The organism is Pseudomonas sp. B424, assembly GCF_055408345.1.
Map to the genome: position 1 here is coordinate 37,825 of NZ_JBUZTL010000014.1, position 23,417 is coordinate 61,241.

Here is a 23,417-nt window from a genome sequence, read left to right on the forward strand (position 1 = left end):
ATGTCGCGCCTGAAAGTGCCTGCACTGCGAGCAGTGAGGCCGACGTTGTATCAGAACGAACTGGTCACCGACGCGAAGTAGGCACGGCCCGCTTCGTTATAGGTTTGTGCACCCGCCTCGTCTGCGTTGCCCTTGCGGTACAGCTGTTTGTCGAACAGGTTATTGATGCCCACCCGCACGCTGAAGTTTTTGTTGAACTCATAACCGCTGCTCAAACCCACCAGACCGTAGGGGTCAACCGGTTGCTGCACCGATTTGTCCAGCGCTTCGTTGGCGCGGTTGTTACGTTTGGGCGCTTCCTGCTTGCCATAGTAAGTACCGCTGACCTGGAACGACAGCTTCTCGGTGGCATACCAGTCCAGCATGGTATTGAGGGTGTACTTGGGGATGATGCTCAGCGGATCACCGGTTTCCTTGTCCTTGCTTTCGATCATGTAGGTCAGGTTGGTGTTCCAGTCCATATCTTCGCGCAGGCTGACGAACAGGTTGCCTTCAACCCCTTGCACGATGGCCTTGCCGCTGTTTTCCCATTGCAGAACCCGACGCCCGTTTGGCAAGCGGAATGCCGCTTCGTTGCTGGCATTGATCTTGTTCTGGTAGTCATTGCGGAAATACGTCGCGCTGGTGCGCCATGTGCCTTTGTCGAACGCCAGGCCGATCTCTTTGTTGACGCTGATTTCCGGCTTCAGGTCCGGGTTGCCCACCAGGTAGCAGCCACCCAGGTTGGCCTCAACCGAGCTGCAACCGTTGCCACGGCTGTACAGCAGGTAGTTGGGGTTGGACTGGTACAGGTTCGGGGTTTTGTAGGCCCGGGCAATACCGCCCTTGATGCTCAGCTCATCGGTGATCTGGTGCGAAGCGTTGAGGCTCGGGCTCCAGTTGCCGCCGAACTCGCTGTGATGGTCAAAACGTACGCCCGGAGTGACGATGGTTTTGGCGCCGACTTCGATGTTGTCTTCCACATAGAACGCGTAGCTGTTGGCCGTGGATTTGGTTTGGGTGCGGTCGGTTCCGGGAAGGCTCGGGATATCGCCTGTGCCCGGGTCCCAGCTTTGCGGGCGCAACGAGCCCGGGTCGTTCAGCGACTCGTACAGGTATTCGCCGCCCAGGGTCAGCACCTGGGGAGTGCCCATGGTCAACGGCAAGTTCACTTCGCCAGTGGCGCGGGTATTGCGCAAGCGCGATTCAAATTTGCCGGCACTTTCAGACGGCGCGCCTTCGCCATAACCGGCCAGGCCTTCGTTCAGGCGGGCGTTACGGGTCAGGTCGTGGCTCAGGGAGGCGCTGGTCGAGCCCCAGTCGAACGAACCATTGTGGGTCGCGGAGAAGGTGCTGCGTTGCAACACACTGGTTTCTTTGCCCGTGAGGCTGTTAACAAAATCACCGCCGCTGTTGAGCATGGTGTCGCCGGCAAAAATGTTGCCCTGGCGGCTGTAGCTGGCTTCCAGGTCCAGGGATTGCTCCGGGGTGAACTGCCAGCTGATCAAGCCGTTCACATCCTTGTTGCGCACGCCTTCACGGCCTGCCACGACGCTGTCGGGCGAGGCTTGCGCCGCAGTGTTGATGCCCGGGTCATCGGCGTCGGTCTTGTTCACGCCACCGTATACACGAAACACCAGATCATCCGTGATCGGCCCGCTGAGGTTGAAGTTGGTGCGCTTGCTGACGCCTTCGGAGTCGTCTTCCGGCGACAGGTAGTACGCCGTCACCGAGCCCTTGAGTTTGTCGGACGGGCGCTTGGTGATGATGTTGACCACCCCGCCCATGGCGCCCGAACCGTAGCGGGCAGCCGCAGGGCCGCGCAGGATTTCGATGCGCTCGACTTCTTCCGCCGGTACCCAGTTGGTTTCGCCACGGGTATCACGGTCGCCGCTCCAGCCATAACGCTGGGCGTTACGCGAAGAAGACGGCTTGCCGTCAATCAGGATCAGGGTGTTTTCCGGGCCCATGCCGCGCAGGTCGATCTGGCGGTTGTTGCCGCGAGCACCGCTGGAACTGTTACCGGTCAGGTTGACCCCCGGCTCGCGCCGAATGATGTCGGAGAGGTCATTGGCCGGCGGGCGCTTCTTGATGTCTTCGGCGGTGATGATCGACACCCCGGGCGCCTGCTTGAGCTCTTCGGCAGCAGTGCCCAAAACACGGGTTTCTTCCAGTTGCAATGCTTGCCTGGTGCCATCGACCGCCAGGTCGGTGGTCTCCACCGGCACCTCGTCACGATCGCGCTCAAGCGCATCGGCCAAAACGGTGGGTGACGCCAGGGCGGCAACGAAAGCCAGTGAAAGATGACTGCGGTTGAATCGAGACGACATGTCCAGTTGATCCCTTAACAATGGAGTGTGCTCAGCAGGCCAAAGGCTGGAAATCGCTGTCGCACGAACCCGAAAGGACACGACGTTTTTAGCTCTCCCCGGCACTGCCAGGGCTGCAATGATAAACACTCTCATTTGAGAGTAAAGCGCAATTGACACTAATCCTCATTCGCAAGTTCCCCAATCCCTTTGTTTTAGAGCCTTTTCCTACAGAAAAAAAATTAAATTCATTGCAAAACACAGCTCAAATTGAGAGAAACACCGCCGCAAGTCGCCCTCTCCCATCACTTTTTGAGTCCCACAGCATGACAACCGAACTTCAGATCACCGACCTTGTGCAGGGCGACGGCAAAGCCGTGGTCAAAGGTGCCTTGATCACCACCCAATACACCGGCTGGCTCGAAGACGGCACGGTGTTCGACTCTTCCTTTGAACGCGGCAAGCCGTTCCAGTGCGTGATTGGCTCCGGGCGCGTCATCAAGGGCTGGGACATCGGCCTCATGGGCATGCAGGTCGGGGGCAAGCGCGAACTGAAGGTTCCTGCTCATCTGGCCTATGGTGAAAGAAGCATGGGCGCGCATATCACACCGAACTCCAACCTCAGGTTTGAGATCGAACTGCTGGAAGTGCTCACGCGCGACGATTGATCGCGGCGGCACATAAGCAGCATTTTTCAGGAGTCAGGCTGGGTGAATCGATTTTTCAGGCATTTTTTGCCGGTATTGCCGCTGGTGGTACTGGCGGGTTGTAGCAGTCAGGGCACGCAGACACTGCCGAATCTGACCCCCGAACAGAGCCGCGCCCGCATCGTGCAATTGATGCCGGCCAAAACACCGGATCGCCAGGGCTGGGCCACCGACATCCAGGCCGCTTTTACCGCCCAGGGGCTGGCCCCCAGCGACGAAAACCTGTGCTCGGTACTCGCCGTCACCGAGCAGGAGTCCACCTTTCAGGCCGACCCGCCAGTGCCGGGCCTGGCCAAGATCGCCCGCACGGAAATCAACCGTCGCGCCGGCAAGCTGCATATCCCGCAATTTTTGGTCAACAGCGCACTGAATATCACCTCCCCTACAGGCAAAACTTACAACCAGCGCCTGGATGCCGCCCGCACCGAAGGCCAGCTCAGCGCCATTTTTGATGATTTCATTGGCATGGTGCCGATGGGCAAAACCCTGTTTGGCAGTTTGAACCCGGTGCACACCGGCGGTCCGATGCAGGTCAGCATTGCCTTCGCCCAGCAGCGGGCGCGGGACTACCCCTACCCGGTTGCCCACTCGATCCGCCAGGAAGTCTTTACCCGGCGCGGCGGCATGTACTTCGGCATTGCCCATTTGCTGGGCTACCCCGTCGACTACAGCGAGTCGCTGTACCGTTTTGCCGACTTTAATGCCGGCTGGTACGCCAGCCGTAATGCCGCTTTCCAGAACGCCGTGAGCCAGGCGTCCGGCATCCCGCTGGCACTGGATGGCGACCTGACGGTGCCCGGTTCGTATGCGCTCGGGTCAACCGAGCGGGCAGTCCGGGCGCTGGGCAAGCAACTGAAACTGAGCGACAACGCCATCAGAAACCAGCTACTCAAAGGCGACAGCCTGGACTTCAATGACACCGACCTCTACACGCGGGTCTTCGCCCTGGCCGAGCGCCAGCAAGGCAAAACCCTGCCCCGCGCCGTGCTGCCGGGCATCACCCTGCAAAGCCCGAAAATCACCCGCACGCTGACCACGGCCTGGTTTGCCAAGCGCGTCGATGAGCGTCGCCAGCGCTGCATTAACCGGGCGAAGGCACTACCGGCGCCCTGAACAAGTTCAGATACGAACAAAGCTATTGAAATAATTCACATGCGGAGTATGGTCGAAGTTAATGACATTCAGGAGAACGCCATGGGACTCGCAGCCCGCAACCTCGAACCCGATATCACCACAGGTGATGCCGGCCGTGTGGCCCTGACCTTTTTCTTCAACCTGATGGAGCATTGGGGTTGCAGTAAGGAGCAGCAATGCACGCTGCTGGGGGCCATAGGCAACACCACCTACTTCAAGTACAAAAAACTGCCCAATGTGCGCTTGCCCCACGACACGCTGGAGCGGATTTCGTACCTGATGGGGGTGCACAAAGCGCTGCGAATCCTGTTCAGCAACCAGCCCGAGCGCGCCTATGAGTGGGTGCACAAACCCAATACCGCTGCGCCCTTTAATGGTCAGAGCGCCTTGAGCTACATGCTCGCAGGCCAGGTGGTCGACCTGGCTGACGTGCGTCGTTATCTGGATGGAGTGCGCGGCTGATGCCCGATGCGCCTCTGCCCGCCGTCCTGCCCGACTGGGGCAAGGCCTATCGCATTATCAACAGCGCATTCCCGCCGCTCAGCGTGTTTGAAGACACCCTGGACCCGGCAGACCTGGAGATTGCCTTTGCCCTCGAAAGCCTGACCAATGACCGGCTGCGTGACGCGGCCGGTTTGCTGTGCCGGGTCCGGCCCGAGGACCGGCTGTGCGGCGAGGGCTCAACTGTGGTGATGGCCGCCTTTACCCATATTGGCCGGGCCAGCCGGTTTACCGACGGCACGTATGGTGTGTACTACTGCGCCAGCAGCGTTGAAGCGGCAATCGCCGAAACCTGCTTTCATCAGGAGCAGTTCTGGCGGGCCACGCAGGAAGCCAGTATCGAGATCACCCTGCGCACCTACATCAACAGGGTGCTGCAACCGATGATCGACGTGCGTGCCGTACCCGAACTGCACCAGCCATCGCCTTCCAGTTACGGCATCTGCCAGGACTTCGCCCGCCCCCTGCGTGAAAACCTGGCCTGGGGCCTGCTTTACAACAGTGTGCGGCTTGCCGGCCATGAATGCGTGGCAGCGTTGCGCCCACCTGCGCTCTCGCTGCCGGTGCAGGGTCAACATTTTCGGTATGTGTGGGATGACAAGACGCAAGCCATTGCGTGGGTGTTGCAGGTCAGTGAAGTGGTGCGTTGAAACTGCCTGGGTGGCGTCACTGTTGTCACCCAGGCCCGTTCAGTTCAAGCGTTACAAACCATCAGTCGGTTTAAGCGTACGCTCGGCAACGGCTTCAGCGCTTTTTTCCTGCCAGACCGGCCAGTAAGAGGCGCGTTTCTTCTCAACGCTGGCTTTGACGCGTTCGTACCAGGCCAGGGATTTTGGCGAGTTGGTCACCAGATCCGTGTCCTCAACCCAGCCTTTGAAATTTTTCGATTTCAGGCTGTGGGCGGCTTCGGGATCATTGCTGATCGGCCATAGAGAAAAACGGGCTTTCCACAGACCCATGCGTGGCGTTACCAGGGCGTAGTAGGTTTTGCCGGCAACCAGATCGGCTTCCATAAAGTCAGCTGCTTCGGACACCACCATAAAGGTGTGTTTACCCGGGGTAGTCGGGTAGGCGATCTTGGTGCCGTTGGCCATCACCCCGATAAACCGGGTCTTGCCATCTGTCACGTCATACAGCGAAGAAACAATCGCTTTACCGGTATAGGCATCGCGCATGAACACTACTTGCGCCGAGTCTGCCGCAGCCGGCGGCAACGTCTGGTCGGCCACAGGTGCCATGGGGTTGCTTACGCAACCGGCCAGCAACAAGGTGCCCAACAAGGTAAAGATATAAAACACGCGCATCTACAGCTCCTTTGAATGATGACTTCCTGACCCGGCCTCTGCCGGGCCCGCGGCATTATCGACACATGTTGGCCTGGTCACAAACGAAACCACCCATATGCATTCCTGCATGCAAGCCGACCTCAAAGGGTGTACTGCTTGAACAGCTCCTCCTTGATGATCAGCAGCGCGTCTTCGTAGTAGCGTTCGCCCCGGGCTTCGCTGAGTAAAACCGAGCGCACACTGCCTTCGCCTTCGCCGGGGATGTGTTCGCAGGTCAGGAAGAACTCGGCGGTTTCGGGCTTGAACTCCAGGTAGTAAAACAACTCGCGGCCTTCGCGGTGCCAGTAACCAATTTCTCTGCGCATGGATCTGCCTTCTGTGAAGATGCCGGGCTTTGTGCTGCCCGCTAACTTGATGCTGTCGCCCACGAGGTGCGTGTTGCCGCAACCCGCTCCAGTGCCACTTTCAGAGCCTGGGCACTCGCGGCCGCTGTCAGGCTGATGCGCACCGCGTTGGCCGGGGTGGATTTAACCGCAAAAACGTCCGCCGGCACCACGTCTACTCCCGCCGCGCGGCAAACCTCGGCGAGCGAGGCCTCCCCCTCATCCACTGTCAGCCAGATATGCGGCGACGGCGTCTGTGCCTGGTACATCGCCGGGCCCAACAGCTTTTTCGCCAGCCGCCAGCGCCGGGTCACTTCTTCGGTTTGCCACTGCACCCGCGCTTGCGCCGTGCCATCGCCGATCCATTGGCAGGCGATGGCCATGCACAGCGGCGCCACCCCCCAGTGCGCCGACTGCGCATAGGGATCAATGCGTGCCAGCAACTGCGGGCTGGCCACGATCCAGCCCAGGCGCACGCCCGCAGCGACGGTCTTGGACAGGCTGCTCACCAGCACCCCGTAATCCGGCAAGTGCCGGTACAACGGCGGGCTGTCCGTGAGGGCACCGTACACGTCGTCTTCAATCACCCGGACCCCGTGACGCCGGGCAATGTGTGCAATCGCCTGTTTGCGCTCAAGGCTCATCACCGCTGAGGTCGGGTTTTGCAGGGTCGGCGTCAGTACGGCAATCCGTGCGCCCGTGGCGCGAATCATCCGGTCGAAGTCCTCCGGCACGATGCCCTCACGGTCGAGCGCCACCCCGTGCATCGGCAGGCGCAGCTGCACGCAGGCGGCCTTTATCCCCGGCGCGGTAAAGGCTTCGACCAGCACCGGATCACCGGCCTGGCACAGCGACAACAACACGGTAAACAACCCTTGCTGGGCGCCGGTACAAAGCATGACGTTATCCACCATCAGGTCCAGCCCGCGGCCCTTGAACCAGGCTGCGCCCTGCACTCGCGCCCTGAGCAGATCCGCCGCACTCAGGTAGCCCTGCAAACGGATCGCCTGGCGGCTGTCGAGCAACCAGGACAAGGCCTGTGCATCCGTTTCACCGTGGTGGTCGATGGCCGGGACATTGGTCCTCAGGTCGATTCGCATCGCATGTTCATCGGCGTTTTGCAGCCTGAACAGGGTTGCCTCCTGACTGCCCGCCAGGACATAGGTGCCACGCCCCACCTCACCCGAAACCAGATGTCGACGCGCCGCCTCGCGGTACGCCTGCATCGTGGTGCTGGGGTTCCAGCCCAGCGCCCAGGCCAGTCGCCGCTGGGGGGGCAAGCGGGCGCCGGGTTGCAGTTCACCGCTCGCGATGGCCCGGGTAATGGCTTCGACCAACGCCAGATAGCGGGGCTGGTCGGTGTCGTTGAGAGTCGGTATCCACATTTATTGTTGGCCATGCAATATAAGGGTCGGCCCATACAATGCGTTGTGCCTAGAATCGAGTCAAACCCCTCGATGACGGTGCGCCATGTTTGATTTGAATGCCCTTCGCCTTGCAGCACACGCCGTGCACCAGACCCTGGCACCCACCCCGCAGCTCGCCTGGCCTTTGCTGGCTGATCGCCTGGGTTGCACCGTGTGGGTCAAACATGAAAACCACACACCTACCGGCGCATTCAAAGTGCGCGGCGGGTTGCTGTATGTGCAGGGCTTGCTCGCCCGGGAGCCGCAGACCAAAGGGCTGGTCACCGCTACTCGCGGCAATCACGGGCAAAGCCTGGCCCTGGCGGCCCGGCGCATGGGGCTGCCGATCCGTATCGTGGTGCCCGAAGGCAACTCACTGGAAAAAAACGCCGCCATGGTAGCCCTGGGCGCGACAGTCATTGAGTGCGGCAAAGACTTTGATGAGGCACGGACCGAGGCCGCAGCACTGGCCAGAACCCATCAATGGCATCTGGTGCCCGCCTTTCACCCCGATCTGATTCGCGGGGTCGCCACCTATGCGCTGGAGCTGTTTGAAGCCGTGGAAGAGCTGGACACGGTGTATGTCCCCATTGGCATGGGCTCAGGGATTTGCGGGCTGATCCAGGCCCGTGACCTGCTGGGCCTGGACACCGAGATCGTGGGCGTGGTGTCTGCCCATGCCGACGCCTTTGCACAAAGCTTCGAACAGGGCCGGGTAGTTTGCACGGACTCGGCCCACACTTTCGCCGACGGCCTGGCCTGCCGCCAGCCGCTGCCTGAAGCCCTGGCCATTATTGCCCAGGGCGCGGCACGGGTGATTCGGGTATCAGACCGGGAGATCGAACACGCCATTCGGGTCTACCATGAAACCACCCACAACACCGCCGAAGGGGCCGGTGCCGCGGCGCTGGCCGGGTTGATCCGCGAGCAATCGCAGCAACAGGGCCGACGGGTTGCCCTGATCCTGAGCGGAGCCAATATTGACCGGCAGCTGTACGCCGGGATTCTGGCTGACGGTGCTGAGCCATCCCCCCAACTGTAAAAGCGCAAGGAGCCACGATGCAGTGCCAGATTCGACGCGCCACCCAACTCGATGCACCCGCCATCAGCAAAGTGGTGATCGCCGCTTTGCGCGAGTCCAATGCCCGGGACTACCCACCCGAGGTGATCGCCGAGGTCGAGCAGCACTTCTGTCCGGCCTCGATCCTGACGCTGATGAAACAGCGTCAGATGTACGTGGCCGTGGTCGAGCAACACGTGGTCGGCACCGCCAGCCTGGATCAGGCGGTGGTACGCAGTGTGTTCGTCAGCCCGCGCCATCAGGGGCGCGGGATCGGCCAGCAGTTGATGGCGCGCCTCAAGGAGGCGGCCCTTGCCGCGCAGGTCGAGGAGTTGCGGGTGCCCTCATCGCTGACCGCCGAATCGTTCTACGCACAACTGGGTTTTCAAAAAATCCGCGATGAGTTTCACGGGGTCGAGCACACAGTCATCATGGCCTTGCGTCTGGACGCCTGAATCGTCACGCGGCTATGCTGCCCCAATGACTCCCTCAACGGTGCTTCGCTCACCCTGCCCTCCCGGCGCCTGCATTTGCGAGCGGGAACAGCTGTTGAGGGCGCCTGATAGCGACCTGCGCATCTTCAGCCTCACACGCCAGGCCGAGAAGGTGCTGCTGGAACGGCTGGAAAATATTCAAAGCCTTGGCGACCTGGAACATCTGCGCCGCCGCATGCGCGAGCAATTGGGGATTGAGGTGCAGATCGACCCGGGGGTCACTGAAGTTCGTACCATGCGCGGTATTGCCATTCGCCTGGCCGAGCAGCCGGGGCTGTGCCGCAAAACCCGCCAGGCCATCCCGGCCGCCATTCGCCGGGCCCTGGAAAAACACCCCGAAATCGCCTACAAACTGCTGGATGATCAAGGTCTGTTCCGTGACACCTGATACCGCTCTCGCAGAGGCTTTTGGCCCTGAAATAGTCGTATTTTGCAGTAGATGCATGATTTAACTTGCCATAACCCGAATGGCTGCCATATAAGCGCGTCTTTTAAATTAAATGAGTCATATCATGAGTGCCGGATTCACCGAGGACGACATGCGCAGAGCGCTCGGCCTTGACCTACCTGCTGCCCCTGTTCAACCCGAGGTCGAAGCTGCCCCGGCGAAAGTCGCGCCAGCCCCCAAGCCTGCCCCGAAGAAAGTTGCCGCCCCTGCCTCGGCGCAATCACCTGCGCCCAAAAAACGCAGCGGCCCGATCCTTCGCGTCACGATGCGGGTGACCAAAGTGTTCGACGGTGAAGAAACCCTGTTCGTGCACGATTCCAAGGACCTGAGCCGGTTCAATGCCGAGCAAGAAGCCAAAAAGGCACTGGCCAAGGCCGGCTTCAAATACTTTGAGCTCTCGTCCATCGTATCTGTGGACTGACTTCAAGCCTCAACCTGCCCGGCAAACGTCAGGCCCCTCGCGCCCATCCAAGGAGCCCGCACATGCAATCCCAACCCCTGAACGCCAGCGATTTTGAAGTGATCGAAAACACGCTGCTCAAATACGGCGACGATCACTCTGTCCTCAACCCTTCAGAACTGGACGGCTACTTCACAGCCCTGGTTTCGAGCCCGACACGGGTAGATATCGCCGACTGGTTCCCGGCGATCTGGGGCGGTCAGAACCCGGCCTGGCAAACCCCGCAGGAAGCCAAGCAGTTCATCGAGTTGAGCGTGCGCCACATCAACACCCTTGCCAGGCAGCTGGCCGAGGACAGCGCTGCATTCGCTCCCCGCTTCGAACAGACCGAGCATCTGGGGCAAGACGTGACGCTGGCTGAAGAGTGGTGCTTCGGTTACACCCGCGCAGTCGCCATCTGCAACTGGCCGGCATTGCCTGCACCCCAGGCCATCCTGCTGCAAGCCATTGCCGATTGTGCCGAGCAGGACAACTTCGAACTGCCCGAAGACCTGGACGTGGCGGCCCATCAGCAAGCTGTTGCAGCCATTGCACCGGCTGCACGGGCATTGCATGACTTCTGGTTGAGCCAGCGCTGATCCATGACCACCCTTACCCACTTCGACACCCCGGTCAGCGAGCCGATCAACAGCCAGATCCTGCAGCTTGTGGTCGACCACCTCACCGACATCAGTGCGATGGAAATCGCACCGAGCAATCTGCTGTACAGCATTTACCAGTACGCCATTGGCTTTGAAGTGCATCTGTACCTGCAAGCCCTTGGCGGGTCCAGGGGGATTGCGGTTGAGCTGATTGTGGCAACCGATGCCCAGGACCCGGACAAAGTGACCGGCTTCGCCCTGTACCTGCCGGCCAAGGATGACCCGCAGGCCTGCGCCATCGCCTACATGGCAGAACTGGCCAGCCATCGCCATCTGGGTATCACCCGGGCAATGGTGCAAGAAGTGGTGCGCCGCTACCCCCATACCGAACTGAGCTGTTCCGTGGCCAGGGTTGCTGCGTTTCAAGCCATGGGTTTACAGGTCATCGGCACCCGTGGCCCGCAAGTGCTGATGAACACCCGCGACCACAGCAGCGATGGCCTGACCGGCGTCCTCGACGTGGCGGCGATCTACAACTCCACTGAAGTGCGCCAGATCCATACCTACCTGCTGCAACGCAACGGCAAAAAGGCGATGCTCGACGCGGAAAAAAAACGCGATCGCCAAATCGATCAACTGACGGCCAGGGCCAAAGCCTTCGTGGCCCTGGAAAAAGACTAAAAAGCAGAAATAACGCATCATGGGCGCACTCCGCTTAGAGGGAACCTATATGCGTACTCACTTAACCCTGGCCCGTCTGGGTGCCTTGACCCTGGGTCTGGCGTTTGGCCCTTGGGCCTTCGCCAGCGAAGAGTCGCAACTGATCGATTCGATCAACGCCTGGCGCAGCCAGATCCAGCTGTGCGCCGGTCAGTCTTCTCAAGAGTTGCCACCACTGTCGGCGGACACCCGGCTGATACTGCCGGCCAGCAGCTTCGGGGATCTGCAGCAAGCACTCGGGCGGGCTGCGTACCCGATGGTCAACGTACAGGCGATCAACCTCACCGGCCCCCGCGATGCCCAGGCCGCCATGAAGGCGGTGCAGGAAAGCTTCTGTCGCGTGGTGCTGGACCCGCAATTTGTCGATATCGGCGTCAGCCATGACCAGCGCGACTGGCGCATCGTACTGGCCCGCCCGCTGCTGGCGGCACGCTTGGGCGACTGGCAAGCCGAAGGCCGCAAGGTACTTGAAATGCTCAACAGTGCCCGCACCCAGCCACGCCAGTGCGGCCCCCAGGCCTTTGGCCCTGCGGCCCCGCTGACCTGGAATGCCACCCTGGCAACCGCCGCCGAAACCCACTCGCGGGACATGGCCAATAACAACTACTTCGATCACAAAGGCCGCGATGGCTCGACGCCGGGCGATCGCGCTGAACTGGCGGGTTATGACGCGCAACAGATCGGTGAAAATATCGCGGCTGGGCAAGACACCACGCGCAAGCTGGTTGACGGCTGGCTGGCCAGCCCTGGCCATTGCGCCAACGTGATGAACCCTCAGTTTCGCGAGGTGGGTGCAGCCTATGCGGTAGACCCGAAGAGTGACGCGGGGATTTACTGGACGGCGTTGTTCGGTACGCAGTAAGTGCGCAGAGGTCGTTGCGAAGGGATCTTGCGAGGATAAAGCGAACAAAGAAGCCCCACCCGACGGTCGTCAGGCGGGGCTTTTTTTTACAGCGCCATGTCGGCCGCAGGGTTGCTTGGCGCAGGCGTGGCCGGCGCAGCAGGTGCCGCTGGTGTAGCGGTTGCCGCAGGGATCGCCGGTGGTGGAGTCAACTGCAGAACTTCAGCAGTGTATGCCCACTCCTGAGCAACGCGCTCAGGCGAACCGTTGAGCTTGGTGCCATAGCTCGGCACGATCTGGTGCAGCTTGGCTTGCCACTCTGGCGTCGCAACCTTGTCCTTGAACACGGTTTCGAGCACGGTCAGCATGATCGGCGCAGCAGTGGATGCACCAGGGGACGCGCCCAGCAGGCCCGCGATGCTGCCATCTTTGGCGCTGACGATCTCGGTGCCGAGTTTCAGCACGCCGCCCTTCTCTTCGTCACGCTTGATGATCTGAACACGCTGGCCGGCCTGCCACAGGCGCCAGTCTTCAGGCTTGGCGTTCGGGAAGTACTCTTTCAACGCGTTGAAGCGGTCTTCGTCAGACAGCATCAGTTGGCCGGCCAGGTACTCAACCAGTGGGTACTGTTCAATACCGACTTTGGTCATTGGCCAGATGTTGTGGGTCGTGGTGCTGGTCAGCAGGTCGAAGTACGAGCCTTCCTTGAGGAACTTGGTGGAGAAGGTCGCGAACGGGCCAAACAGGATTACGCGCTTGCCATCCAGCACGCGGGTATCCAGGTGCGGAACCGACATCGGCGGTGCGCCAACCGAAGCCTTGCCGTAGGCCTTGGCCAGGTGCTGCTGGGCTACAGTCGGGTTTTCGGTGACCAGGAACGAGCCGCCAACCGGGAAGCCGGCGTATTCCTTGGCTTCAGGAATGCCAGACTTCTGCAGCAGGTGCAGTGCACCGCCGCCAGCGCCGATGAACACAAACTTGGCATCCGTTTCGGTTTTGGTGCCGTCTTTCAGGTTTTTGTACACCACACGCCATGAACCATCTTCATTGCGCTTGATGTCTTCAACTTCGCTCGACAGTTTCAGCGAGAAGTTAGGCTTGGTTTGCAGGTAGGCCGCAAACTGGCGCGTAATTTCGCCGAAGTTGACGTCGGTACCGATCGGGGACCAGGTGGCCGCGATTTTCTGGTTCGGGTCACGCCCTTCCATCATCAGCGGAACCCACTTCTTGATCTGAACCGGGTCTTCGGAGTACTGCATGCCCGCGAACAGAGGGCTGGCCTGGAGGGCTTCGTAGCGCTTCTTCAAGAACTTGATGTTGTCATCGCCCCACACAAAGCTCATGTGCGGAGTGGAGTTGATGAACGAACGCGGGTCTTTCAGAACACCGTTCTTGACCTGCCACGACCAGAACTGACGCGATACCTGGAAAGCTTCATTGATTTCAATGGCCTTCGGGATTTCAACGTTGCCGTTCTTGTCTTCAGGCGTGTAGTTCAGCTCGGCCAGGGCCGAGTGGCCCGTACCGGCGTTGTTCCAGCCGTTGGAGCTCTCAAGGGCAACGCCATCGAGACGTTCAACCATCTCCATGGACATGCCAGGTTCCAGCTCATTGAGCCAGACACCCAAAGTAGCGCTCATGATGCCGCCACCGATCAGCAGCACATCGACCTGTTTGGTCTCGGCAGCCTGCACGGACGAAAGCCCCATGGTCAGCGCCAGGCCCAGTAGCCCCTTATTCACTTTTTTGAACATGTTGTAGTACCTAAGATAAAACGCCATCTACCCGGCACGCGGAGCATGAAGTCCTTCGACCCACCACAGGCTTGTCGCCTGCGATCGAGCCATCCCTCAAGCCCGGAACGGGCAGATATATAAGGCCTGTGCACGTTACAGACCTCACTTTATGTACCTTGGGCGCTGATCTATTGTTGGTTTTGGCTTCAGCTACTTGGGTGACATTTATGGTGTGACTAATGCGACTCCCTTGATATCCGGCCTGCTCACAACTCCTTCCGGGAAGCTGCGTGGAAACGAAAATCCGGGGCGGCCAGCCGACTAGCCGCGACATTCTACCTCAGGCAGCACGGTGGGCGAAGTGCCAGCCGGGCCACAGAGGATAAATCCGGGCATAAAGCTCAGGTATAATCGCGCCTTTGCCCCGCCTATCAACAGGATTCACCCATGTCTTTAAGCAAGCGCACTCAGGCACAGATTGAACGCCGCCTGATTACCTCCCTGACCGAGGCCTGCGAAACGGCCAAAACACAGATCCCGGGGTTTGTCTGGCTGACTCATGTGGTCGACTACGAGGCCTTCCCGGCCAGCCTGAAGGTGGTCTGGGTATTCGACACCCAGGACAGTAAAGACTTCGCCCTGGCTGATGGCGAGGCCGCCTTCATGGGTGAGCTGACAGCACAGGCGCTGGCTGATGCCCAGGTGAAAGTGCGCAATGGGTCGGCTCACGTGTATTTCGACTCCGAAGAAGAATGCCAGCGCAGCTGCGGCGGCAACTGGCCAAAGCGTCTGGCCCAGAAGCAGACAGGCCGCTGAGCCGTGGCAAAAGACATTGAAAACCCGTGCATTGCGGTGTGCCAGTTAAGTGGCGAGTTGTGCGTGAGCTGCGGGCGCACCAAGGAAGACATCCGCAAGTGGCGGAGCATGAAGCGCCCCGAAAAAATGGCCGCCGTGCAACGCGCCAGCACGCGGCTCAAGAGTCTGCGAAAAAAAAACGGTCACTAGGCCAGGTACTTGCCAAACCAGCCCAGCGTCCTGTTCCAGGCCAGCGTCGCTGCTGCTTCATCGTAGCGAGGCGTGGAATCGTTATGAAAACCATGATTTACCCCCGGGTAGACATGCGCTTCATAGACTTTGCCATTGGCCTTCAACGCCTGCTCAAACGCCGGCCAGCCTTCATTGATCCGCGTGTCCAGCCCGGCGTAATGCAGCATCAGCGGCGCCTGAATCCGGCCGACCTCATCGGCACCGGGCTGGCGCCCGTAAAACGATACCGCTGCCCCCAACTCCGGGTAGGCCACAGCTGCCGCATTGGCCACCCCGCCGCCATAGCAAAAACCGGTAATCCCCACTTTGCCGGTGCTTGCGTCGTGCTGCATCAACCACTCCACCGCTGCGAAAAAGTCGTTCATCAGCTTGGTGGGGTCGACCTTTTGCTGCAGCGCCAGGCCCTGCTCGTCGTTGCCGGGGTAGCCACCCACTGACGTCAGGCCATCGGGTGCCAGGGCAACAAACCCCGCCTTGCCCAGGCGCCGGGCGACATCTTCGATGTACGGGTTAAGCCCGCGGTTTTCATGCACCACCACCACGGCCGGCAACTTGCCCGTTGCCCTGGCGGGACGCACAAGGTAGCCGCGCACCTGGCCATGGCCTTTGGGCGAGGGATACATGACGTACTCGGCAACGATATCCGGGTCGGTAAAAGAGACCTGCTCGGCAAGGGCGTAGTCGGGACTCAGTGCGCTCAACACCGAGAGCGCTGACACCCCTGCCGTGAAAATCGCGGCACGGTCCAGAAACTCACGCCGGTTGATCTTGCCGTGGGCGTAGTAGTCATAAAGTTCAAGCAACTCAGGGGCGAAGTCTTTGGCAGTAAGACGCGTCATAAGTGCATTTCCTTTGGCCGGTTGCGCTTAACCATAGAGCAATATGCATCGCCCTACAGCCTGGCATTCTGCAGAGGGCCAGGCTGACTACAGACCTTAGCGCTGACGCAGCGTATTGACCCCGCCCTGACTGGCTGTTTCACGCAGGTACTCGGCCATCGAATCATCCAGCGCCTGTAGCCAGCGCGTGTGATGGGGCACAGCGGTAGTGCCTGTGATCACGGAACGGTAGGACTTGTCGCGATAACCCATGATGTCGCGCTTTTTATCCGTCTTCCACTTGAGGAAAATTTGATTCACCGCATCGATATCAAAGTTGGGGTAATCGGTCTGCTCGATCAGATGCTTGATGTAACTGCCCTGAAATTCGTACATGGATGCGGTGGTGTCCAGGCTGTCTTCCTCGGCCCGCCAGCGCGCGCTGTCGTCCTGCATAACGGATTTTTCAGGCAAGGCGATACGCCCCAGGATGCAGTCGCGAACGAACCAGGCTTGCGCATCGAACAGGTTAAAGCTGTACCAGAGGTCCTGCATGCCGAGGTAGACCAACTGCGGGTTCTGCTCCCAGAAAACACCCTGATACAGGCCCAGCGGCCAAAGCCGGTTGCCGGTTTTAAGGGTCAGCTCGTCAGGCAGAAAAGGAAAATGATGCTTGTAGCCGGTACACAGAATAATCGCGTCGACCCGCTTGCTTGATCCGTCGCCGAAATAGGCGATGTCACCCTCGACACGACTCAAAAGCGGACGCTCTTCCCAGCCCTTGGGCCATTTGTAGCCCATGGGCTGCGTGCGGTAGGTGCTGGTAATCGAACGCGCACCGTACTTGTAGCATTGCGAACCGATGTCTTCAGCCGAGTAACTGCTGCCGATAATCAGCAGATCCTTGCCTTTGAGTTCCGTGGCTTCACGAAAGTCATGGGCGTGCATGATGCGCCCCGAAAAACGCTCAAAACCCTCAAACTCAGGCACATGAGGGGTAGAGAAATGGCCGCTGGCCACGATCACATAATCGAAGACCTGAGTCTGGGTTTGCTGTTGCTCGTAGTCATACACCGTGACCGTGAACTCTCGCGTGCCCTCGTCAAAGCTGACGTGCTTGACCGCCGTATTGAAGCGAATAAATTCGCGCACCCCTGCCTTGCGCACCCGGCCCTGTATGTAGTCCCACAGCACTTCACGAGGCGGATAGGAAGAAATCGGCCGGCCGAAATGCTCGTCGAAACTATAGTCAGCGAATTCCAGGCATTCTTTCGGGCCGTTCGACCAGAGATAGCGGTACATACTTGCGTGAACCGGCTCACCGTGTTCATCCAGGCCTGTACGCCACGTGTAATTCCACATTCCCCCCCAATCGGCCTGCTTCTCGAAGCAAACCACCTGCGGCATGACCGCACCTTTGGCATGCGCCGATTGAAAAGCACGCAGCTGCGCGAGACCGGAAGGACCGGCACCGATAATTGCGACACGAACAGACATAGAATTTCCTCAACCGATTGAAAACTGAAAAAGCAGAAACCCCACCCCAAAAAGGCCAAGCCCAGGGCGGTGAAAACACATTCAGAAATCAAAAAGTTGGCGGAGGAACCGAGCGATTGCGCTTGCCCGTAACAAGGGCATCTCGTAGCGATGTGGGTGGAACGTGAAAGCGTGTGGCTAACAATGAGCCAGGAGAAAGGGGGTTTTGTCTCGGCCCGAATCCGTTACTGCATTGCGCAGAACGCGGGCCCGAAGGGCAAAAGATGCGTGTGTTCTCATACATTGAGCTTATTTAGCCTCTTATGGTTATGAATTACCTTTTACCTATAACGGATAGGGATTTGTATTACAAGGATGTGTGGAGATGGATCACAGACATCCATGACACCGACTGGGCCGAAAATCAGCATGCAAACGCGCTAAAAGACCACACTGCGAGAAAGGTCTTGGCCTGACTTGATGGGATACCATGCGCGGCGTGCCTGATGCCTGTCAGGCGCTACACAACCAAGAGGTATTAATCGGTGAGAATTGCACTTGTACTGCTGTTGAGCGCGCTGTCCATGCAGGCCTTCGCGGCGAATATCGGTGAACGCCTGACGCCCTGGACCCTGATGGACCAGCACGACCAGCCCTACACCCTGGACACCAAAACCCGGGTATTGCTGGTGGCTCGCAACATGGACGGCTCCAAACTGGTCAAGGCCGCACTGGAAGACCAGCCAAAGGGTTATCTGGAAGCGCGCAATGTCGCCTTCCTCGCCGATGTGCAGCGCATGCCTTCGCTGATCGGCAAATTCATCGCGATCCCGGCCATGCGTGATTACAGCTACCGCGTCGTGCTCGACCGCGACGGCAGCATTGCCGCCCAATACCCGGGTGCTGAAGAGAAGGTACTGTGGTTGCAACTGGACGACGGCACCCTGGTTGCCCAACAGGAATTTGCCAATGCCGATGAGTTGCGTGCGGCGCTGGAAAAACTGCCGGCTCAATGACCGGGTTGATCCGTACCAGGGCGGTAAGTATCAACACTGAGGCCAAAGCGCTTCATCTTGTTGTACAAGCCCCCGCGAGAGACCTGTAACTGCTGCGCGGCCAATCGAATATTGCCTTTTGTATCCCGCAGGGCCGCGCTGATTGCATTCGCTTCATGGGTTCCCAAATCCAGGGCCACAGTGCCTGCCCGCAAATGTTCCGGTACCGGCTGTTGTTGCCCCTGGGCGATTTCAAGTGGCAAATCCCGGGGCTCAAGCAACGCGCCTGTCGCCAGATTGGTGGCACGCTCTATCACGTTCTCCAGTTCTCGAACGTTTCCGGGCCAGGCATGGGCTGACAGCATGCCCAGTGCCTGCGGGGAAATGCCCTGCACCGACTTGCGCAGTGAATGGGCGCAACGCACAAGGAAATGCTGCGCCAGCAGCGCAATATCATCGCGGCGCATGCGTAACGGCGGGACCGTGAGGTTCAGCACATTCAGCCGGTAATACAGATCTTCACGAAAAGCACCATCGACCACGGCCTGGCTCAAGTTGCGGTGGGTCGCGGCGATGATTCGCACATCCACCCGCTGCGATTTCTTCGCCCCGACGCGGGTCACTTCGCCCTCCTGCAATACGCGCAACAGGCTGACCTGGGCGTCGAATGACATGTCGCCAATTTCATCCAGAAAGATCGTTCCGCCATCGGCCAGTTCGAACTTGCCGGCAGAGCCGCCCCGCGCCGAACCGGTAAAGGCGCCTTCGACATGCCCGAACAATTCGCTCTGTACCAGTTCGCGCGGGATGGCCCCGCAGTTGACCGCCACAAAAGCACCACTGGCGCGCTCGCTGGCGTTGTGGATGGCCTGGGCGAACAGCTCCTTGCCAGTGCCGCTCTCACCGAGGATCAATGTGGTTGAGTCACTGCGACTGGCAATGCGCCCCAGATGCAACGCGTCCTGAATGGCCCGCGAATGACCCTGGATAGTGTCAAAGGTATAAGTGGCCTGGGTGCCAATGATGCGGCGGGTGATGTCACGAATTCGCCGGTTCTCACGCAACGATACGATCCGCCCCCCCTGCTCCAGAGAGCACACTGATACCAGGCACGCCAACTGGCTACGGTCATGCAGCACAAAGTTGCAGTCCAGATCGCGCAGCCCCTCCCCCGCATGACGCAATATTTCAGCCGTCAGCTCGCTCTGGCCCAAACGCTGAAACGGACACCCAAGCAGCTCCAGCCCCACCCGGAACAGCTGCCGGGCGTACTGGTTCAGTGCCTTGATCCGGCCCTGACCGTCGAGCACCACCAGGCCTTCGTTGAGTACCTCCAGCACGCTTTTTTGCTCTTCGAGCAATGCCTGAAGCGCCAACTGGCGCGAGACAGCTTCGGCCGCGGCCTGAACCGTGCCCAACGTATGAAAGTGAAACCAGCCCGGTTCAGCAGTCAGCGTCAGCATGCCCAGGGTTTTGCCTTCGGCATCGCGGATCGGCGCGGCGGCGCAGTGCATGCGGCGCTGACGCAAGCCAACGGCGAAATTTTCCTCGGCCAGCACGTACATCAAACGGTCTTCAGCCAGCGCCAGCCCCGTGCAGTTGGTGCCCTGGACCGACTCCAGCAAACGGCTGCCGATCGGCGTCAGGTCCAGGCCGCAAAAGTGCAGCGTGACCCCGTCAGCATCGGTGAGGTTGATGTGCCCCCGGGGGTTGTAAGCCAGCAACCCGGTCATGACCTGCGCTGCGGCGCCGATCAGCACGCGGTTGCGGGCCAGCCTGGCCGCCACCTCCTGAGCGGTGACAACACTGTATTCGTAGTCCTGCGGGTCGATGCCGGCAATCACGCTGCGCCGCCACGAATCCCAAATAACCTGCCGGACGCCCACGGGCCGTGAAGCCCCTCCACTGAGGCACGTCAACCACGCAAGCTCCAGCTCGGCGATAGGGCCATCACTCAATGAGGATGGGCCCAGCGCGGTGATGTAATTGAGGTCTTCGCAACTGAACGTCATGGGCTGATCAACCGTCATTGGGCACCGTTTTAATGTTCATATTTTAGACATGTCAGCATAGACATGTCTAAAACATGAACATGATTTTCTTGGGAATATAATTTTTATACTTAAAAATCAATAAGTTATTGATTGGCGCAGCCTTTGCTCCTGTGTTGTTGCGCACAACTCATTCCCCACTGTTCAGTCACGTGCGAACAACAATAAAAAGGAGTCACTGTATGAGCACAGTTAAAACCATCCGCCTGGGTCTTATCGGCGCTGGCCGCATGGGCAGCTTTCACGGCCAGACCGCCGCGTTGAACATCCCCGGCGCCAGCCTGGTCGCCATAGCCGACCCGACGCCGGGCCAGGCCGCACGGCTGGCCGCAACCCTCGGCGTGCAACGGGTGTATACCGACCCGCAGCAACTGCTCGATGACCCTGAAGTGGATGGCATCCTGATCGCCGCCCCGGCCCGCAGCCATGCCGAGCTGGTGATCAGCGCCGCAGAGGCTGGCAAAGGCATATTTTGCGAAAAACCCATGGCCATCACCCTCGACGAGGCTGACCGCGCCATCGCGGCTGCAGCCAAGGCCAACGTGACACTGCAGGTAGGTTTCAACCGCCGTTTTGTCCGGGGTTTTCGCGAGGCTCACCTGGACGTGGTCGCTGGCCGCATCGGCACCCCGCAACTGCTGCGTTCCCTGACCCGCGACCCGGGCCTGAGCAACCCCGCGGGTGTGCCGCAGTGGACGATTTTTCTGGAAACCCTGATTCATGACTTCGACACCCTGCGCTATCTGAACCCGGGCGCAAAAGCGGTCGAGGTCTTTGTCATGGCGGATGCCCTGGTGGCTCCTGCCTACAAGACCAAGGGGCTGCTCGACACGGCAGTGGTGACCATTCGCTTTGATAACGGCGCAATTGCCATCGCCGAAGCCAACTTCCAGGCGGTGTACGGCTACGATGTTCGCGGCGAAGTGTTCGCCAGTGCCGGCATGCTGACCATGGGCAGCATCACCCGGTCGGACAAGGTCAGCTACCTGGCCGAAGGCATCCAGGCAAACACCCAGCGCATGGACACTGACCTGCTGCGCGACGCCTACATCGCCGAACTCACGCACTTTGTCGACTGCCTGCGCACCGGCAACCAGCCGCTGGCCAGCGGTGAAGATGCCCGCGCCGCCCTGGCAATTGCCCGGGCCTGTATCGAGTCCGTCCAGTCGGGCCAACCTGTGCGTCTTTGAGGAGTAACCCCATGAGTTTTATCCCGTTCAAACTGGCGATCAGCGCAGAGATGGTGTTCCTCGACCTGCCGTTCAGCGAGCGCGTCAAACGTATTCATGCGCTGGGTTTCAGCGCTGAAATCTGGGACTGGACCAACAAGGACATCGACGCCCTGGTGGCCACGGGCGCGGACTTCACCTCCATGACCGGCTATATCTCGGGCAACCTGACCGACCCCGACGGCATAGCGCAGTTGCTCGATAGCGCCCGGGAATCACTGGGCGTCGCCGCCCGGCTCAAGTGCCCCAGCCTCAACCTGCACGGCACGGGACTGGGCGACAGGGGGTTGCCGGTCAAACCGGTGACCCATACCACCCCGCGCATGTGGCTGAGCGCCTGCAAGACCCTGGAACAGATCGCCCGATTGGGCGAAGACGCCGGCAAAGTATTTTTGCTGGAAAACCTCAACACCCGGGTGGACCACCCCGGCACCCCTTTCGCCCGGGCCAAAGACACCCTGACCCTGATCGAGGCCGTAGACAGCCCGCATCTGAAAATGAACCTGGACCTTTATCACGCCCAGATTGGCGAGGGAAACCTGATCGAGCTGATCCAGCGCGCAGGCCCGGCCATCGGTGAAATCCAGGTAGCCGATGTGCCCGGACGTATGGAACCCGGCACCGGTGAGATACATTACCCCGCCATTGCCAGGGCCCTGCACGGCATTGGCTACAGCGGTGTCGTCGGCCTTGAAGGCTGGGCTTCGGGTGACAGCCAGGCCGCCCTTGAGCGCTTTCGCCAGGCTTTCACTCTGGAGTAACCGCCCGCCAACGCCTGCGGGTAGTTCGCCAGTACCTGATAACAATAAAAAGGAAAACCATCATGCGCTGCCACACTCTTGTTTTGGCCCCCCTGTTATTGCTCGCCAGTACCTGGGCCTGTGCTGACTACCGCATCGGCGTCAGCATTGCCAAAGTCGACGATAACTTCATGACCTACATACGCAGCGGGCTGCAAGACGCCGCCAAAAGCGAAAACATCCAGATCCAGTTCGTCGACGCTCAAGGCGATGTGGTTCGTCAGCTCAATCAGGTTCAGGACTTCCTCAGCCAGAAAGTCGATGCGGTGATCGTGTTGCCCGCCGACACCGGTGGCACAGCGCGCATGACCCAGGCCGCTGTCGAGGCAAAAATTCCGCTGGTGTACGTCAATCGTCACCCGGACACCAAGGTGCTGCCCAAAGGCGTAGCCACTGTCGCCTCAAATGACATTGAGGCAGGCGAACTGCAAATGCGTTTTCTGGCCGAAAAAATGGGGGGTAAAGGTACCGTGGCGATCATCAAGGGCGACCTGGCCCAGAACGCCACCCACGACCGTACCGAAGGTGTCAAACAGGTGCTCAAGGGCTACCCCGACATCAAGATAGTCGAAGAACAAAGCGCCGAATGGCAGCGTAACAAAGGCATGGACCTGACCAGCAACTGGCTGTTGGCCGGGACTGATTTTGATGCCGTGATCGCCAACAACGACGAAATGGCGATTGGTGCCGCCATGGCCTTGCAACAGGCCGGAAAGGGCAAGGGCGAGATCCCGGTTGTGGGTATCGACGGCCTGCCTGATGGCCTGGCAGCCATCAAGCGCGGGCTGCTCGCCGCGTCTGTGTTTCAAGACCCCAAAGCCCAGTCGACCCAGGCCATCGTTGTCGCGCTGAAGATGATCAAGGGCGAGCCGGTCGAGGCCGAAACATGGGTGCCGTTCAAGCTGATCACACCCGATCAGGTGGCCGTGTACGAGCAGCGTTTCAAATAGGCGCGA

General features: G+C 59.9%; 25 protein-coding genes. 17 read left to right on the forward strand and 8 right to left on the reverse strand.

Annotated elements, in window-relative coordinates:
- Positions 1-50 precede the first annotated feature (50 nt).
- The gene (locus ACZRMS_RS16585; RefSeq protein WP_463996132.1) at positions 51-2,309 is read right to left on the reverse strand and encodes a TonB-dependent siderophore receptor; all 2,259 of its coding nucleotides are present in this window, start codon (positions 2,307-2,309) and stop codon (positions 51-53) included.
- A 305-nt stretch (positions 2,310-2,614) separates the two neighbouring features.
- Between ACZRMS_RS16585 and ACZRMS_RS16590 the strand changes: the two genes are divergently transcribed.
- The 4 genes from ACZRMS_RS16590 (at position 2,615) to ACZRMS_RS16605 (ending at position 5,280) form a co-directional block, all read left to right on the forward strand.
- Complete coding sequence (locus tag ACZRMS_RS16590) at positions 2,615-2,956, forward strand: FKBP-type peptidyl-prolyl cis-trans isomerase (protein WP_463996133.1); 342 nt, start codon at positions 2,615-2,617, stop codon at positions 2,954-2,956.
- Positions 2,957-2,998: 42 nt separating this feature from the next.
- Positions 2,999-4,108, forward strand: coding sequence for a DUF1615 domain-containing protein (locus ACZRMS_RS16595; RefSeq protein WP_463996134.1), 1,110 nt, complete (start codon positions 2,999-3,001; stop codon positions 4,106-4,108).
- 81 nt (positions 4,109-4,189) lie between these two features.
- Positions 4,190-4,591, forward strand: a complete 402-nt coding sequence (locus ACZRMS_RS16600) for an MbcA/ParS/Xre antitoxin family protein (RefSeq protein WP_463996135.1) — start codon at positions 4,190-4,192, stop codon at positions 4,589-4,591.
- Positions 4,591-5,280, forward strand: a complete 690-nt coding sequence (locus tag ACZRMS_RS16605) for an RES family NAD+ phosphorylase (RefSeq protein WP_463996136.1) — start codon at positions 4,591-4,593, stop codon at positions 5,278-5,280. Before ACZRMS_RS16600 ends, ACZRMS_RS16605 begins: the two co-directional genes overlap by 1 nt.
- A gap of 51 nt (positions 5,281-5,331) precedes the next feature.
- Here the strand turns inward: ACZRMS_RS16605 and ACZRMS_RS16610 are convergent, their stop codons facing one another.
- From ACZRMS_RS16610 to ACZRMS_RS16620, 3 genes are all read right to left on the reverse strand, one after another.
- Positions 5,332-5,934 carry a hypothetical protein gene (locus ACZRMS_RS16610; RefSeq protein WP_463996137.1) on the reverse strand — a complete coding sequence of 201 codons (603 nt, stop codon included), beginning with the start codon at positions 5,932-5,934 and terminating at the stop codon, positions 5,332-5,334.
- A gap of 122 nt (positions 5,935-6,056) precedes the next feature.
- Positions 6,057-6,281 carry a hypothetical protein gene (locus ACZRMS_RS16615; protein WP_463996138.1) on the reverse strand — a complete coding sequence of 75 codons (225 nt, stop codon included), beginning with the start codon at positions 6,279-6,281 and terminating at the stop codon, positions 6,057-6,059.
- A 41-nt stretch (positions 6,282-6,322) separates the two neighbouring features.
- Entirely contained in the window at positions 6,323-7,684 is a 1,362-nt protein-coding gene (locus ACZRMS_RS16620; protein WP_463996139.1) for an aminotransferase-like domain-containing protein, read from the reverse strand.
- Between the two features lie 85 nt (positions 7,685-7,769).
- Here ACZRMS_RS16620 and ACZRMS_RS16625 point away from each other — a divergent pair, with 85 nt between their 5' ends.
- The 7 genes from ACZRMS_RS16625 to ACZRMS_RS16655 all read left to right on the forward strand — a co-directional run bounded on the left by ACZRMS_RS16625 (position 7,770) and on the right by ACZRMS_RS16655 (position 12,330).
- Positions 7,770-8,747: a threonine dehydratase gene (locus ACZRMS_RS16625; protein ID WP_463996140.1), complete on the forward strand. Its 978-nt coding sequence runs from the start codon at positions 7,770-7,772 to the stop codon at positions 8,745-8,747.
- 17 nt (positions 8,748-8,764) lie between these two features.
- Positions 8,765-9,220 carry an N-acetyltransferase family protein gene (locus tag ACZRMS_RS16630; RefSeq protein ID WP_463996141.1) on the forward strand — a complete coding sequence of 152 codons (456 nt, stop codon included), beginning with the start codon at positions 8,765-8,767 and terminating at the stop codon, positions 9,218-9,220.
- Between the two features lie 25 nt (positions 9,221-9,245).
- Positions 9,246-9,647 (forward strand): hypothetical protein, encoded by a 402-nt coding sequence (locus ACZRMS_RS16635; protein WP_463996142.1) that lies wholly within the window; start codon positions 9,246-9,248, stop codon positions 9,645-9,647.
- Between the two features lie 124 nt (positions 9,648-9,771).
- Positions 9,772-10,128, forward strand: a complete 357-nt coding sequence (locus tag ACZRMS_RS16640) for a hypothetical protein (protein WP_463996143.1) — start codon at positions 9,772-9,774, stop codon at positions 10,126-10,128.
- Between the two features lie 62 nt (positions 10,129-10,190).
- Positions 10,191-10,745 carry a UPF0149 family protein gene (locus tag ACZRMS_RS16645; protein ID WP_463996144.1) on the forward strand — a complete coding sequence of 185 codons (555 nt, stop codon included), beginning with the start codon at positions 10,191-10,193 and terminating at the stop codon, positions 10,743-10,745.
- 3 nt (positions 10,746-10,748) lie between these two features.
- Positions 10,749-11,429, forward strand: coding sequence for a GNAT family N-acetyltransferase (locus tag ACZRMS_RS16650; RefSeq protein WP_463996145.1), 681 nt, complete (start codon positions 10,749-10,751; stop codon positions 11,427-11,429).
- Positions 11,430-11,478: 49 nt separating this feature from the next.
- Positions 11,479-12,330: a CAP domain-containing protein gene (locus ACZRMS_RS16655; RefSeq protein WP_463996146.1), complete on the forward strand. Its 852-nt coding sequence runs from the start codon at positions 11,479-11,481 to the stop codon at positions 12,328-12,330.
- 86 nt (positions 12,331-12,416) lie between these two features.
- Here the strand turns inward: ACZRMS_RS16655 and mqo are convergent, their stop codons facing one another.
- The gene (mqo, locus tag ACZRMS_RS16660; RefSeq protein WP_463996147.1) at positions 12,417-14,063 is read right to left on the reverse strand and encodes a malate dehydrogenase (quinone); all 1,647 of its coding nucleotides are present in this window, start codon (positions 14,061-14,063) and stop codon (positions 12,417-12,419) included.
- Positions 14,064-14,492: 429 nt separating this feature from the next.
- On the opposite strand from mqo, the gene ACZRMS_RS16665 reads away from it, so the two are divergent.
- Positions 14,493-14,861 carry a hypothetical protein gene (locus ACZRMS_RS16665; protein WP_463996148.1) on the forward strand — a complete coding sequence of 123 codons (369 nt, stop codon included), beginning with the start codon at positions 14,493-14,495 and terminating at the stop codon, positions 14,859-14,861.
- A gap of 3 nt (positions 14,862-14,864) precedes the next feature.
- Positions 14,865-15,050 (forward strand): DUF1289 domain-containing protein, encoded by a 186-nt coding sequence (locus ACZRMS_RS16670; protein WP_463996149.1) that lies wholly within the window; start codon positions 14,865-14,867, stop codon positions 15,048-15,050.
- On the opposite strand, the gene yghX is transcribed toward ACZRMS_RS16670, so the two are convergent.
- Together yghX and ACZRMS_RS16680 are read right to left on the reverse strand one after the other, a co-directional pair.
- The gene (yghX, locus tag ACZRMS_RS16675; RefSeq protein ID WP_463996150.1) at positions 15,047-15,931 is read right to left on the reverse strand and encodes a YghX family hydrolase; all 885 of its coding nucleotides are present in this window, start codon (positions 15,929-15,931) and stop codon (positions 15,047-15,049) included. The genes ACZRMS_RS16670 and yghX overlap by 4 nt on opposite strands.
- Before the next feature lie 96 nt (positions 15,932-16,027).
- The gene (locus ACZRMS_RS16680) at positions 16,028-17,407 is read right to left on the reverse strand and encodes an NAD(P)-binding domain-containing protein (RefSeq protein WP_463996151.1); all 1,380 of its coding nucleotides are present in this window, start codon (positions 17,405-17,407) and stop codon (positions 16,028-16,030) included.
- 524 nt (positions 17,408-17,931) lie between these two features.
- Between ACZRMS_RS16680 and ACZRMS_RS16685 the strand changes: the two genes are divergently transcribed.
- The gene (locus tag ACZRMS_RS16685; protein ID WP_463996152.1) at positions 17,932-18,402 is read left to right on the forward strand and encodes an FAD/FMN-containing dehydrogenase; all 471 of its coding nucleotides are present in this window, start codon (positions 17,932-17,934) and stop codon (positions 18,400-18,402) included.
- Here ACZRMS_RS16685 and ACZRMS_RS16690 read toward each other — a convergent pair.
- A complete protein-coding gene (locus tag ACZRMS_RS16690) occupies positions 18,396-20,411 on the reverse strand; it encodes a sigma-54-dependent Fis family transcriptional regulator (protein WP_463996153.1) in 2,016 nt (671 codons plus the stop codon). The genes ACZRMS_RS16685 and ACZRMS_RS16690 overlap by 7 nt on opposite strands.
- Positions 20,412-20,614: 203 nt before the next feature.
- On the opposite strand from ACZRMS_RS16690, the gene ACZRMS_RS16695 reads away from it, so the two are divergent.
- The 3 genes from ACZRMS_RS16695 to ACZRMS_RS16705 all read left to right on the forward strand — a co-directional run bounded on the left by ACZRMS_RS16695 (position 20,615) and on the right by ACZRMS_RS16705 (position 23,411).
- Entirely contained in the window at positions 20,615-21,622 is a 1,008-nt protein-coding gene (locus ACZRMS_RS16695; protein ID WP_463996154.1) for a Gfo/Idh/MocA family oxidoreductase, read from the forward strand.
- An 11-nt stretch (positions 21,623-21,633) separates the two neighbouring features.
- On the forward strand, positions 21,634-22,422 hold the full coding sequence (locus ACZRMS_RS16700; RefSeq protein WP_463996155.1) for a TIM barrel protein: 789 nt from the start codon (positions 21,634-21,636) through the stop codon (positions 22,420-22,422).
- Positions 22,423-22,484: 62 nt separating this feature from the next.
- Positions 22,485-23,411 carry a sugar ABC transporter substrate-binding protein gene (locus ACZRMS_RS16705; protein WP_463996156.1) on the forward strand — a complete coding sequence of 309 codons (927 nt, stop codon included), beginning with the start codon at positions 22,485-22,487 and terminating at the stop codon, positions 23,409-23,411.
- Positions 23,412-23,417 lie beyond the last annotated feature (6 nt).

Bases quoted from the DNA above. Each gene is read 5' to 3' on its own strand.
- ACZRMS_RS16585 (WP_463996132.1), bottom strand. From the start codon at position 2,309: ATGTCGTCTCGATTCAACCGCAGTCATCTTTCACTGGCTTTCGTTGCC.
- ACZRMS_RS16590 (WP_463996133.1), top strand. From the start codon at position 2,615: ATGACAACCGAACTTCAGATCACCGACCTTGTGCAGGGCGACGGCAAA.
- ACZRMS_RS16600 (WP_463996135.1), top strand. From the start codon at position 4,190: ATGGGACTCGCAGCCCGCAACCTCGAACCCGATATCACCACAGGTGAT.
- ACZRMS_RS16605 (WP_463996136.1), top strand. From the start codon at position 4,591: ATGCCCGATGCGCCTCTGCCCGCCGTCCTGCCCGACTGGGGCAAGGCC.
- ACZRMS_RS16610 (WP_463996137.1), bottom strand. From the start codon at position 5,934: ATGCGCGTGTTTTATATCTTTACCTTGTTGGGCACCTTGTTGCTGGCC.
- ACZRMS_RS16615 (WP_463996138.1), bottom strand. From the start codon at position 6,281: ATGCGCAGAGAAATTGGTTACTGGCACCGCGAAGGCCGCGAGTTGTTT.
- ACZRMS_RS16620 (WP_463996139.1), bottom strand. From the start codon at position 7,684: ATGTGGATACCGACTCTCAACGACACCGACCAGCCCCGCTATCTGGCG.
- ACZRMS_RS16625 (WP_463996140.1), top strand. From the start codon at position 7,770: ATGTTTGATTTGAATGCCCTTCGCCTTGCAGCACACGCCGTGCACCAG.
- ACZRMS_RS16630 (WP_463996141.1), top strand. From the start codon at position 8,765: ATGCAGTGCCAGATTCGACGCGCCACCCAACTCGATGCACCCGCCATC.
- ACZRMS_RS16635 (WP_463996142.1), top strand. From the start codon at position 9,246: ATGACTCCCTCAACGGTGCTTCGCTCACCCTGCCCTCCCGGCGCCTGC.
- ACZRMS_RS16640 (WP_463996143.1), top strand. From the start codon at position 9,772: ATGAGTGCCGGATTCACCGAGGACGACATGCGCAGAGCGCTCGGCCTT.
- ACZRMS_RS16645 (WP_463996144.1), top strand. From the start codon at position 10,191: ATGCAATCCCAACCCCTGAACGCCAGCGATTTTGAAGTGATCGAAAAC.
- ACZRMS_RS16650 (WP_463996145.1), top strand. From the start codon at position 10,749: ATGACCACCCTTACCCACTTCGACACCCCGGTCAGCGAGCCGATCAAC.
- ACZRMS_RS16655 (WP_463996146.1), top strand. From the start codon at position 11,479: ATGCGTACTCACTTAACCCTGGCCCGTCTGGGTGCCTTGACCCTGGGT.
- mqo (WP_463996147.1), bottom strand. From the start codon at position 14,063: ATGTTCAAAAAAGTGAATAAGGGGCTACTGGGCCTGGCGCTGACCATG.
- ACZRMS_RS16665 (WP_463996148.1), top strand. From the start codon at position 14,493: ATGTCTTTAAGCAAGCGCACTCAGGCACAGATTGAACGCCGCCTGATT.
- yghX (WP_463996150.1), bottom strand. From the start codon at position 15,931: ATGACGCGTCTTACTGCCAAAGACTTCGCCCCTGAGTTGCTTGAACTT.
- ACZRMS_RS16680 (WP_463996151.1), bottom strand. From the start codon at position 17,407: ATGTCTGTTCGTGTCGCAATTATCGGTGCCGGTCCTTCCGGTCTCGCG.
- ACZRMS_RS16690 (WP_463996153.1), bottom strand. From the start codon at position 20,411: ATGACGGTTGATCAGCCCATGACGTTCAGTTGCGAAGACCTCAATTAC.
- ACZRMS_RS16695 (WP_463996154.1), top strand. From the start codon at position 20,615: ATGAGCACAGTTAAAACCATCCGCCTGGGTCTTATCGGCGCTGGCCGC.
- ACZRMS_RS16700 (WP_463996155.1), top strand. From the start codon at position 21,634: ATGAGTTTTATCCCGTTCAAACTGGCGATCAGCGCAGAGATGGTGTTC.
- ACZRMS_RS16705 (WP_463996156.1), top strand. From the start codon at position 22,485: ATGCGCTGCCACACTCTTGTTTTGGCCCCCCTGTTATTGCTCGCCAGT.